The sequence below is a fragment of the Kitasatospora atroaurantiaca genome (assembly GCF_007828955.1).
Taxonomy (GTDB): domain Bacteria; phylum Actinomycetota; class Actinomycetes; order Streptomycetales; family Streptomycetaceae; genus Kitasatospora; species Kitasatospora atroaurantiaca.
Genome location: NZ_VIVR01000001.1, coordinates 4,064,122 through 4,076,440 on the forward strand (window position 1 = coordinate 4,064,122; position 12,319 = coordinate 4,076,440).

At 71.2% G+C, this 12,319-nt stretch carries 8 protein-coding genes; 7 read left to right on the forward strand and 1 reads right to left on the reverse strand.

Translation table 11 applies throughout. The annotated features are described in order from the left end of the window. Positions 1 to 89: 89 nt before the first annotated feature. From FB465_RS18725 to FB465_RS37540, 7 genes are all read left to right on the forward strand, one after another. Positions 90 to 782 carry a VC0807 family protein gene (locus tag FB465_RS18725; RefSeq protein WP_145792123.1) on the forward strand — a complete coding sequence of 231 codons (693 nt, stop codon included), beginning with the start codon at positions 90 to 92 and terminating at the stop codon, positions 780 to 782. A 119-nt stretch (positions 783 to 901) separates the two neighbouring features. Then, complete coding sequence (locus tag FB465_RS18730; RefSeq protein ID WP_145792125.1) at positions 902 to 1,630, forward strand: response regulator transcription factor; 729 nt, start codon at positions 902 to 904, stop codon at positions 1,628 to 1,630. Further along, complete coding sequence (locus tag FB465_RS18735; RefSeq protein ID WP_145792126.1) at positions 1,630 to 3,075, forward strand: sensor histidine kinase; 1,446 nt, start codon at positions 1,630 to 1,632, stop codon at positions 3,073 to 3,075. Before FB465_RS18730 ends, FB465_RS18735 begins: the two co-directional genes overlap by 1 nt. A gap of 291 nt (positions 3,076 to 3,366) precedes the next feature. After that, entirely contained in the window at positions 3,367 to 4,905 is a 1,539-nt protein-coding gene (locus FB465_RS18740) for a cytochrome ubiquinol oxidase subunit I (RefSeq protein ID WP_145792128.1), read from the forward strand. A 9-nt stretch (positions 4,906 to 4,914) separates the two neighbouring features. Further along, positions 4,915 to 5,919 (forward strand): cytochrome d ubiquinol oxidase subunit II, encoded by a 1,005-nt coding sequence (gene cydB / locus FB465_RS18745; protein ID WP_145792130.1) that lies wholly within the window; start codon positions 4,915 to 4,917, stop codon positions 5,917 to 5,919. After that, the gene (cydD, locus tag FB465_RS18750) at positions 5,919 to 9,536 is read left to right on the forward strand and encodes a thiol reductant ABC exporter subunit CydD (protein WP_145792132.1); all 3,618 of its coding nucleotides are present in this window, start codon (positions 5,919 to 5,921) and stop codon (positions 9,534 to 9,536) included. Before cydB ends, cydD begins: the two co-directional genes overlap by 1 nt. Before the next feature lie 36 nt (positions 9,537 to 9,572). Continuing rightward, the gene (locus FB465_RS37540; RefSeq protein ID WP_145792134.1) at positions 9,573 to 11,393 is read left to right on the forward strand and encodes a GAF domain-containing sensor histidine kinase; all 1,821 of its coding nucleotides are present in this window, start codon (positions 9,573 to 9,575) and stop codon (positions 11,391 to 11,393) included. 26 nt (positions 11,394 to 11,419) lie between these two features. Here FB465_RS37540 and FB465_RS18760 read toward each other — a convergent pair whose 3' ends face one another. After that, positions 11,420 to 12,265 (reverse strand): HAD family hydrolase, encoded by an 846-nt coding sequence (locus FB465_RS18760; protein WP_145792136.1) that lies wholly within the window; start codon positions 12,263 to 12,265, stop codon positions 11,420 to 11,422. Positions 12,266 to 12,319 lie beyond the last annotated feature (54 nt).

Here is a 12,319-nt window from a genome sequence, read left to right on the forward strand (position 1 = left end):
CTCGGCCGGGCCGGCCTTCCCTGTAGCGCAGATGACGGATGATCAGCTACTGTCCGGTCCGACAACGACAGAGATCATCGGGGGAGACCGTGTCGGATCAAGCTCCGGCCCGTAGCGGCGGCATGTCCGCCATCAGCTGGGCACTCACCATCGGCTGCAACATCGTCGCGCCGATCGTCACGTACAACCAGCTCACCGACCACGGCTACGGCGAGTTCACCGCCCTGCTGCTCTCGGCCGTCTGGCCGCTGGTGGACATCGTGATCCACCTCGCCTGGCGCCGCCGGATCGACGAGTTCGCCGTGATCAGCCTGGTGTTCCTCGGCCTGACCATCGCCGTCACCCTGATCGGGCCGCACTCCGCCCGGCTCCTCCTGGTGAAGGACTCCGCCGTCACCGGGCTCTTCGGTCTGCTCTGCCTGGTGACCCTGGCCGCCCCCCGCCCGCTGATGTTCTACTTCGGCCGGAAGTTCGCCACCGACGGCTCCGCCGAGGCGGTCGAGCGCTGGAACGGCCTCTGGGACCTCCCCGGCTTCCGCCGCGTCCAGCGCAACCTGACCCTGGGCTGGGGCCTGGCGTACCTCGCCGAGGCGGCGCTGCGGATCGGGCTCTCCTACACCCTGACCACCGGCGAGATGGTCACCCTGAACTCCGTGCTCAGCTATGGCGTCACCGCCGCCCTGATCGCCTGGACCATCACCTACGCCAAGCGATCCCGCGCCCGCGGTGCGGCCGCCGCGGCCGCCGCAGCAGCGCCCACCGCCGAACCCGCAACGGTTTAATCAGGTCCTCATCAACCACACGTAGCCTCCCCGGGCTATCGTCCAACAAGGATGTCATCGTCCGACCGGGAGGCGGATCAGTCGTGCAAGGAACAGTGTCGACCGCAGGGACCGCTGCAGTGCCGGGTGCCGTGGGCGGCGAGGCCTTCCTGCTGGTCGTCGACGACGAGCCGAACATCCGGGAGCTGCTCTCCGCCTCGCTGCGGTTCTCCGGCTTCCGGGTCGCCTCCGCCGCGACCGGCGAGGAAGCCCTCGCCGCGGTGGCCGCCGAGCGTCCCGACCTCGTCGTACTCGACGTGATGCTGCCCGACCTGGACGGGTTCACCGTGGTCGAGCGGCTGCGCGAGCAGGCCCAGTGGCCGCAGTCGGGCGAGCATGTGCCGGTGCTCTTCCTCACCGCCAGGGACGGGACGACCGACAAGGTCCAGGGTCTGGCGGCCGGTGCGGACGACTACGTCACCAAGCCCTTCAGCCTCGAGGAGCTGATCGCCCGGATCCGCGCCATCCTCCGCAGGGCGGGCGGCCCGGCCGAGGACGGCAGGCTGATGGTCGCCGACCTCACCCTCGATCCCATCGCCCACGAGGTGACCCGCGGCGACCGCCCGATCGCCCTCTCGCCGACCGAGTTCAAGCTCCTCCACTACCTGATGGCCAACGTCGGCCGGGTGGTCTCCAAGGCGCAGATCCTCGATCACGTCTGGGCGTACGACTTCGGCGGCGACCTCTCCATCGTCGAGTCGTACATCTCCTACCTCCGCCGCAAGCTGGACTCCGGCCCGGCCCACGGCCCCAAGCTGATCCACACCGTCCGCGGCATCGGGTACGCGCTGCGCCGCCCACCCCAGTGATGTCCCGCCTCTCCCTCCGCGCCCGGCTGCTGATCCTCGCGCTCCTCCTGGTGACCACCGGGCTGGTGGTGAGCGACTTCGTCGTGCTCGGCACCGTCCGCATGCAGCTGGTGCAGCGGGCCGACCAGCAGCTCCAGCGCTTCGCCGAGCCCCTCTCGCACCGGACACCCAACGGCCGCCAGCAGAACCAGACCCCCGCTCTCAAGCGCGTCGGCCAGTTCCTGCCCAGCCAGTACGTCGTGCAGTACCGCGCCGCCGACGGCACCGTCCAGCAGGTGCTCCGCCAGCCGATCGCCGACTCCGACCCGGCGCCCGAACTGGACCACCTGACGCCGGCCGTCCTCGCCGCCAAGCTGGGCACCGGCTTCGACGTCCCGGACGAGCACGGCCAGGGCAGCTGGCGGGTCATCGTCCTCCCGCTCGCCCACGCCAACGCCAACGCCTTCTCCGCCCCCAGCTACGTCCTCGTCGCCGTCTCCCTGGAGGACGTCGACGCGACCGTCTCCAGACTCCGCACCTCCTTCCTCGCCATCGGCGCCGCCGTCCTCGTCCTGATCACCGCCCTCGGCGCCTTCGCGGTACGCGCCGGACTGCGCCCGCTCGCGCGGATCGAGCAGGACGCCGAACTCATCGCGGCCGGCCGCCTCTCCCACCGGATGCCGAGCCTCGCCCCGCGCACCGAAGTCGGGCGCCTGTCCGCAGCCCTCAACGTCATGCTCACCCAGATCGAGGCGGCCTTCGCGGCCCGCGCCGAGTCCGAGGCCCGGATGCGCCGCTTCGTCGCGGACGCCTCGCACGAGCTCCGCACCCCCCTCGCAGGCATCCGCGGCTTCGCCGAGCTGTACCGGATGGGCGCGCTGCCCGACGTCGACCGCGCGATGGACCGGATCGAGAGCGAGGCCGTCCGGATGGGCGGCCTGGTCGAGGACCTGCTCACCCTCGCCCGCATCGACGAGGAACGCCCCCTCGACCTGGCCCCGATGGACCTGCGTACCCTCGCCGCCGACGCCCTGCACGACCTCACCGCACTCGACCCCGGCCGCCCGGTCTCCCTCACCGGTCCGAGCGGCACCGGCTCCCCCCAACCCGCCCCCGTCCTCGGCGACGAGGCCCGACTCCGCCAGGTGGTCACCAACCTGGTCGGCAACGCCGTCAAGCACACCCCGCCGGGCACCGCCGTACGGATCGGCGTCGGCACGGCCGACGGCCGCTGTCTTCTGGAAGTCGCCGACTCAGGCCCAGGCCTGACGGAGGATCAGGCCGTCCAGGTCTTCGAGCGCTTCTACCGGGTGGACGCCTCCCGCAGCCGCCGCGACGGCGGAGGGGCCGGCCTCGGCCTGGCCATCGCCACCGCCCTCACCCACTCCCACGGCGGCACCCTCACCCTCGACACGGCCCCCGGCCGCGGCGCGACCTTCCGGGTGGAGATCCCCCACCAGGGCTGAACTCCGCCCCTCTTCGTGCGGCCCGCCGCCCCTTTTGTCAAGCGCCTGATCGTCGAAGAGCCCATGACGGGCGGCCCTTGTAACGGGCCCCCGCTTCATCGGATCATCCGATTGACCACTTGGTCGTTCAAAACCCACCCCCGTGTTCGGGCGCGCAACCGCATGGTGTTCAATACACCTTGTGAACGTGTTCACTTTCACAAGCGGACAAGCTTGGGCCGTTTGACACCGGTCTCATGCCAAAGCTCCCGCTTGCTGGGTTTGTCACGGAATGAGCAGAGAGAGGACGCAGTGGATCTAGCAGTTGCTCACGAGACCATCGCGCGGTGGCAGTTCGGGATCACCACCGTCTACCACTTCCTCTTCGTCCCGCTGACGATCAGCCTCGCCGCCATCGTGGCCGGCCTCGAGACGGCCTGGGTGCGCACGGGCAAGGAGAAGTACTTCCACGCCACCAAGTTCTGGGGCAAGCTCTTCCTGATCAACATCGCGATGGGCGTGGTTACCGGCATCGTGCAGGAGTTCCAGTTCGGCATGAACTGGTCCGACTACTCCCGCTTCGTCGGCGACGTCTTCGGCGCACCGCTCGCGATGGAGGCGCTGATCGCCTTCTTCTTCGAGTCCACCTTCATCGGCCTCTGGATCTTCGGCTGGGACAGGCTCCCCAAGAAGATCCACTGCGCCTGCATCTGGATGGTGGCCATCGGCACCGTCCTGTCCGCCTACTTCATCCTGGCGGCCAACTCCTGGATGCAGCACCCCGTCGGCTACGCGATCGACCCGGCCACCGGCAAGGCCCAGCTCACCGACATCGCCCGGGTGCTCTTCCAGGACACCACCCTCGTGGTGGTCTTCCACACCCTCACCGCCGCCTTCCTCACCGGCGCCGCCTTCATGGTCGGCATCTCCTCGTACCACCTCTGGAAGGCCAAGCGCACCTCCACCGCGGACCCCAAGAAGACCGCCGCGATGCGCACCTCCCTCCGCATCGCCCTCGTCATCGCCGTCATCGCCGGCCTCGGAACGGCACTCAGCGGCGACAGCCTGGCCAAGGTCATGTTCAAGCAGCAGCCGATGAAGATGGCCGCCGCCGAGGCACTCTGGGACACCCAGACGCCCGCCCCCTTCTCGATCTTCGCGGTCGGTAACGTCAACGACGGCCACAACTCCGTCGAGCTGGAGGTCCCGGGGATACTGTCCTTCCTGGCCAACAGCAACTTCAGCTCGCCCGTCCCCGGCATCAACGACACCGCGGCCGCCGAAGCGGCCAAGTACGGCGGGCAGCCCACCGACTACATCCCGAACATCTTCGTCACGTACTGGGGCTTCCGCCTCATGATCGGCTTCGGGATGACGTCCTTCCTGGCCGGCCTGGTCGGCCTCTGGACCACCCGCCGGAAGCTGTTCCTCGCCCCGGAACACCGCACCACCTCCTCCGAAGTCCCCAAGCTCATGCTCACCAAGCACCACGAGCTCGGGCCCTTCCTCACCAAGTGGAGCTGGCGGATCGGCATCCTCACCATGGGCTTCCCGCTGATCGCCAACAGCTTCGGCTGGATCTTCACCGAGATGGGCCGTCAGCCCTGGGCCGTCTTCGGGCTGATGACCACCGCGAACGCCGTCTCCCCCAACGTCGGCGTCACCACCCAGGTCATCGCCCTCAGCACCTTCACCCTGCTCTACGCCGTGCTCGCCGTCATCGAGGTCAAGCTCCTCGTCAAGTACGCCAAGGCGGGCCCGGTCACCTCCGAGCAGCCCCCGGCCCAGGATCCGACCCTCCGCGGCAGTTCCTCCGACGACGCCGACAAGCCTCTCGCCTTCGCCTACTGAGGACCCTCGATGCAACTCCACGACGTCTGGTTCATCCTGATCGCCGTCCTCTGGATCGGCTACTTCTTCCTCGAGGGCTTCGACTTCGGCATCGGCGTCCTCACCAAGCTCCTCGCCCGGGACACCGCTGAACGCCGCGTCCTGATCAACACCATCGGCCCGGTCTGGGACGGCAACGAGGTCTGGCTGCTCACCGCCGGCGGGGCGACCTTCGCGGCCTTCCCCGACTGGTACGCCACCCTCTTCAGCGGCTTCTACATCCCCCTCCTCCTCATCCTGGTCTGCCTCATCATCCGTGGCGTCGCCTTCGAGTACCGCGCCAAGCGCACCGAGGAACGCTGGCAGCGCAACTGGGAACACGCCATCTTCTGGACGTCCCTCATCCCCGCCTTCCTCTGGGGCGTGGCGTTCGCCAACATCGTCCACGGGGTCGCGATCGACTCCCACAAGAACTACGTCGGCAGCCTCCGGGACCTTCTGACCCCCTACGCCCTCCTCGGCGGTCTGGTCACCCTCACCCTCTTCACCTTCCACGGCGCGGTCTTCGCCGCCCTCAAGACCGTCGGCGACATCCGCACCCGCGCCCGCACGGCCGCCCTCCAAATCGGTCTGGTCACCGCCGTCCTGGCCCTGGTCTTCCTCACCTGGACCCAGGCCCACCAGGGCACCGCCTGGAGCCTGGCCGCGATGATCACCGCCGTACTCGCCCTCCTCGGCGCCCTCATCGCCAACCAACTGACCCGCGAGGGATGGGCGTTCATCCTCTCCGGCCTGACCATCGTCGCCGCCGTGGCGATGCTCTTCCTCGCCCTCTTCCCGAACGTGATGCCGTCCACCCTGAACGACGCCTGGTCGCTCACCGTCAGCAACGCGGCCTCCTCCCCCTACACCCTCAAGCTGATGACCATCGTGGCGGCGGTCTTCACCCCGATCGTGCTGCTCTACCAGGGCTGGACGTACTGGGTGTTCCGCAAGCGCATCGGCGTCCAGCACATCCCGACCCCCACCCACTGATGAAGCCGATCGACCCGCGCCTCCTGGCCCACGCCCGCGCCACCCGCGCCTTCCTCGCCGGATCAGTGATCCTCGGCGGGGTCGGCGCGGCCCTGGTGGTCGCGCAGGCAGGACTGATCGCCGAGATCATCGTCCGGGCCTTCCAGCAGCACACCTACAACCTCACCGGCCCGCTGCTCGCCCTCGCCGCGACCGCCCTCGGGCGGGCCCTGGTCGCCTGGCTGACCGAACTGACCGCCCACCGCTCCGTCGCCCGGGTGAAGTCGACCCTGCGCCGCCGCCTGCTCGACCACGCCACCGCCCTCGGCCCGGCCTACCTCTCCAGCCGCCGCACCGGCGAACTCACCACCCTCGCCACCCGGGGCATCGACGCCCTCGACGACTACTTCGCCCGCTACCTTCCCCAGCTGGCACTCTCCGTGGTCGTCCCCACCGTCGTCCTCATCCGCATCGTCGGCGCCGACTGGACCTCAGCCGCGATCATCGCCGGCACCCTCCCGCTCATCCCCCTCTTCATGGTCCTCATCGGCCTGGCCACCCAGAGCCAGATGGACCGCCAGTGGAACACCCTGGCCCGCCTCAGCCACCACTTCCTCGACGTCGTGGCCGGCCTCCCCACCCTCAAGATCTTCAACCGCGCCAAAGCCCAGGCGCAGACCATCTCCCGCATCACCGACGACTATCGCCGCGCCACCCTCCGCACCCTCCGCATCGCCTTCATCTCCTCCTTCGCCCTGGAGCTCCTCGCCACCCTCTCCGTCGCCCTGGTCGCCGTCTCCATCGGCTTCCGCCTGGTGGACGGCACCCTCACCCTCGAAACCGGCCTCCTCATCCTGATCCTGGCCCCCGAGGTCTACTTCCCGATCCGCCAGGTCGGCGCGCTCTACCACTCCAGCGTCGAAGGCCTCACCGCCGCCGACCAGATCTTCGAGGTCCTCGAAACCCCCCTCCCCACCCCCGGCAGCACCCCGGCCCCGCCCCTCGCCACCGCCACCATCACCATCACCGGCCTCACCGTCACCCACCCCAACCGCCCCACCCCGGCCCTCCACGACGTCTCCCTCACCCTCCGCCCCAACACCACCACCGCCCTCACCGGCCCCAGCGGCGCGGGCAAGACCACCCTCCTCTCCACCCTCCTCGGCTTCACCACCCCGGACGCCGGCACCATCCGCATCCATGCCGACCGCACCTACGACCTCGCCGACCTCGACCCCACCACCTGGCGCCGCCAGATCGCCTGGGTCCCCCAGCACCCGCACCTCTTCGCGGGGACCGTCGCCGACAACGTCCGCCTCAGCCGCCCGGACGCCACCGACGCCGAAGTCCGCACCGCCCTGGCCTCCGCCCACGCCACCGACTTCGCCGACCTCGACACCGTCCTCGGCGAAGGCGGCACCGGCCTCTCCGCAGGCCAACGCCAGCGCCTCGCCCTCGCCCGCGCCCTCCTCACCGACCGCCCCCTCGTCCTCCTCGACGAGCCCACCGCCAACCTCGACGGCGCAAGCGAGCAGGCCATCGTCGAGGCCATCCGCGCCCTCAAGGGCCGAACCATCCTCCTCATCGCCCACCGCCCCGCCCTCCTCACCCTCGCCGCCCACCGCCACCACCTCCCCACTCCCCCCACCCCCACCCACACCCCCACCCCCACCCACCCCAACCCCAGCGAGAGGGTCGCGCTGCGCAAGGGGGCGGCGGACGGGGTGGTCGTGGAGGGGGGCGTGGTGCGTGATTTTCGTACTGCCCAACGGCGAGAACCCACCCCCACCTCCCGGCAGTACGAAAATCATGCAGCCCCCCGGAACGACCACCCCGGTAGCCGCCCCCGCCCCACCCCACCCGAGAGCCCCACCTCACCCGAGAGCCCCACCCCACCCCAGACCCCCCGCCTCACCCCCGCCACCATCCTCGGCACCCTCGCCCTCGCCTGCGCCACAGCCCTCATGGCCACCTCCGGCTGGCTCATCTCGTACGCCTCCGAGATGCCCCCCGTGCTCTACCTGATGATGGCCGTCACCTCCGTCCGAGCCTTCGGCATCGGCCGCAGCGTCTTCCGCTACGCCGAACGCCTCAGCTCCCACAACGCCGTCCTCCGAGCCCTCGGCAGCGTGCGAACCTCCGTCTACCGCCGCCTGGAGCAGCTCGCCCCGGCCGCCCTGCCCGCCTTCCGCCGCGGTGACCTGCTCTCCCGCCTGGTCTCCGACGTCGACGCCGTCCAGGACCACTACCTCCGCTGGAGGCTCCCCGCCACCATCGCGCTGCTGGTCTCCCTCGGCTCGGCCGTCGCGATCGCCGCCTTCCTCCCCCTCGCCGGAGCGGTGCTCGCCCTCGGCCTCGCCCTCGCCGGCGCCGCGGTCCCGACCCTGGCCACCCGCCTCTCCGGCCGAGCGGAACGCCAACAGGCCCCCGCCCGAGGCGAACTGGCGGCATCGGTCGTCGACACCCTCACCGGCACCGCCGAACTGACCGTCGCAGGCGCCCTCCCCGGTCGCCTCGCCACCGCCCGCGCCGCCGACGGCCGTCTCACCATCCTCGCGGCCCGCTCCGCCGCCACCGCCGCCCTCTCCGCGGGGCTCATCGCCCTCGTCACCGGCCTCACGGTCACCGCGACCGCCGCCGTCGGCGTACACGGCGTCAGCACCAACGCACTGCCGGGCGTCTGCCTGGCGGTCATCGTCCTGACCCCCCTCGCGGCCTTCGAAGCGGTCACCACCATGCCCACCGCCGTCCAGTTCCGCGAACGCAGCCGAGCCGCCCGAATCCGCCTCACCGACCTCCTCGAAACACCGGCCCCGATCTCAGAACCGACGGTCCCCACCCCACCCCCCTCCGACCCCCTCCCCATCGCCGTCCGAGGCCTCACCGCCCGCTGGCCCGGCCAGCCCACCGACACCCACGCCCTCCACGACCTCGACCTCGACCTCACCGCAGGACGCCGGATCGCCGTGGTCGGCCCCTCCGGCTCCGGCAAGACGACCCTCGCCCAGGTGCTCCTCCGATTCCTGGACCAGACCTCGGGCACCGTCAGCCTCTCCGCCGACAGTCCACAGCCTGTGGACACCCGCACACTCGCCTCCGACGAGGTCCGCCGCACAGTCGGCCTCTGCGCCCAGGACGCCCACGTCTTCGACAGCTCCCTGCGCGAGAACCTCCGCCTCGCCCGCCCGGACGCGACGCCCGCCCAACTCCGCGCAGCCCTCGACCGCGCCCGCCTCCTGACCTGGGTCGACACCCTCCCCGACGGCCTGGACACCATGGTCGGCGAGCACGGCGCCCGCCTCTCCGGCGGCCAGCGCCAGCGCCTCGCGCTCGCCCGCGCACTCCTCGCCGACTTCCCCGTCCTGATCCTGGACGAGCCCGCCGAGCACCTCGACCTGCCCACGGCCGACGCCCTCACCGCCGACCTGCTCGCCGCCACCGCAGGCCGCACCACCCTCCTCATCACCCACCGCCTGGCCGGCCTCTCCGACGAATCCGTCGACGAGGTGCTCGTCCTCGACCACGGCAGGGTCGCCGAACGCGGCACCTGGTCCGAGCTGATCAACCGCCCCGACAGCCACCTCGCGACCATGTGGCACCGCGAGCAACAGACCGACACGCTGCTCCCCACCGCCTGACTACCCTCCCAAACCGGGGCAAACTACGCTCGCCTCATGGAGACCCCACCCGCCGAGAGCTCCCCCGCCGAGCGCGCCGAGCGCGCCGGGAGCTCACCGGACCAGGCCCCCCACCGAGTCCCCGAGATCGCCTCACTCGGCCTCGACACCCTGGTCACCGAGGTCTCCGAGCGCCTGCAGTCCGCCGCCGCCGTCACCGACCGGATGCAGCGGCTCCTCGAAGCCGTCGTGTCCGTCGGCGCCGGGCTCGACCTGCACGCCACCCTCCAGCGCATCGCCACCGCCGCCGCCGAACTGGTCGACGCCAAGTACGCGGCCCTCGGCGTGATCTCCCCGCAAGGGCACGGCCTCTCCGACTTCATCCACGTCGGCGTGGACGACGCCACCGCCGCCGCGATCGGTGAACTGCCCACCGGACGCGGCATCCTCGGCGTGCTGATCGACCGACCGGAGCCGCTCCGCCTGGCCGACCTCGCGGGTGACCCCCGCTCCTCCGGCTTCCCCCCGCACCATCCGCCGATGAAGTCCTTCCTCGGCGAGCCGATCCGGGTACGCGACGAGGTCTTCGGCAACCTCTATCTGACCGAGAAACTGAACGGCAACGCCTTCACCCCGGAGGACGCCCAGGTGGTGCACGCCCTCGCGGCCGCCGCCGGCGTCGCCATCGAGAACTCCCGGCTGTACGAGGAGGGCCGCCGCCGCGAGCGCTGGATCGCGGGCGCGGCCGCCGTCACGACCGCCCTGCTCTCCACGGACGAGGCGCAGTCCGCCCTCACCGTCGCCGCCGAGCAGGTCCAGGAGCTCGCGGACGCCGCCCTCGGCATGATCCTGCTGCCGACCGGCGACGGGCAGATGCGGGTCGCCCACGCCTCCGGCGAGGCCGCCGAGTTCGTGACCGGCGAGCTGCTGCCCGTCACCAGCTTCGCGTCCCGGCTGATCGCGGGCGAGAGCGTCTACATCGAGGACATGTCCACCGACCCCACCGTGGGGCTCCGACTGGCCCGCAGCTTCGGGGCCTCGATGGCCGTCCCGATGATCGCCACCGGGCGGGTGCTCGGCGGGCTCTGCGTCTGGCGGCGCCGGGGCGCGCCGCCGTTCACGGACGCCGAGAAGCTGCTCGCCGAGACCTTCGCCTCGCAGTCCGCCCTCGCCCTGCGCCTCGCCGAAGGGCAGCGCGACCAACAGCGCCTGGCCGTCTTCCAGGACCGTGACCGGATCGCCCGCGACCTCCACGACCTCGTCATCCAGCGGCTCTTCGCCACCGGGATGATGCTGGAGAGCGCAGCCCGCCGCTCGGTCGTCCCCGAGGTGCAGGCCGGGATCGGCAAGGCCGTCGACGAACTGGACGCCACCATCCAGGAGGTCCGCACCACCATCTACGCCCTCCAGCACGACGACCACGGCGACGAGCCGGACAACCTCCGCACCCGCGTGCTGCGCGAGGGCAGCCAGGCCGCGGCCGCACTCGGCTTCAAGCCGTCCGTCACCTTCATGGGCCCGGTCGAGAGCCTGGTTGGCGAGAAGACGGGCCGCCAACTCCTGGCGGCACTACGCGAGATGCTCTCCAACACGGCCCGCCACGCCCGGGCCTCCCGGGTCGGCGTGGAGGTCGACGCCACCGTTCACCTCGACGCCGACGGCCACCCGGTCTCCGGCGACCCGGAGTCGCTCGACCGGGCCGGCCGGCCCGGCGTCCTGCTCACGGTCACCGACGACGGCGTGGGCATCCCGGACGGCGGCCGCCGCAGCGGCCTGCGCAACCTCACCCGCCGTGCCGAGACCCTCGGCGGCGACGCCTGGCACGAGCCGGGCCCCCACGGCAAGGGCACCCGAGTCCGCTGGTCCGCCCGCCTCTAGCCCTAACGCCAACCCCAGCCCCACTCCTAGCTGTTCGAGCCCTGCGGGGTGCTTAGCAGCAACTCCTCCACCACAGCCGCCACCCCGTCCTGCTCATTGCTGACGGTGTGCTGCGCGACGGCCGCCAGCACCTCGGGGTGGGCGTTCGCGACGGCGTACGAGGAGCCGGCCCAGGCGAGCATCTCCAGGTCGTTCGGCATGTCGCCGAAGGCCAGGACCTCCGAGCGGTCGATGCCCTGCTCCCGACACCAACTGGCCAGCGTGCTGGCCTTGGTGACGCCCAGCGAGCTGATCTCCAGCAGCGGTACGGGCGCGGACCGGGTGATCTCGGCGAGATGGCCGGCCACCCGCCGGGCGCGGGCGAGGAACTCGTCCGGGTCGAGGTCGGGGTGCTTGGCGAGCAGCTTGAACAGACCGTCCACCCGACCGTCGGCCAGCAGCTCCTCGGCCGGTGCGACCGCGTGCTCCTCGTCGTCGCCCCACATCCGCAGCTCGTACCCGGGCTCACGGGCCCACCCGCGCGGGTGCTCGAAGGCGAAGGCGGTGCCCGGCAGCTCGGCGCGCAGCGTGGTGATCACGGTGAGCGTGTCCGCGACGGCCAGCGGGAAGGTCTCCAGGAGCTCGCCTCGCCGTACGTCGACGATGGCGCCGCCGTTGGAGCAGATCGCCACCCCGTGACCGCCGATGTGCGGGCTGACCTGCTGCATCCAGCGGGGTGGGCGGCCGGTCACGAACACCACCTGGATTCCGGCCGCCTCGGCGGCGGCCAGCGCGGCGGCCGTCCGCTCGGAGACGGTGCCGCCGGTGCACAGCAGGGTGCCGTCGAGGTCGGTGGCGATCAGGCGGGGGCGGCGTCGGGTGGTGGTGGTCACCGGTCCATCTTCGCTCACCGCACCTTCTCTGCCTCCGCCCCGGCCGTCCCTTTC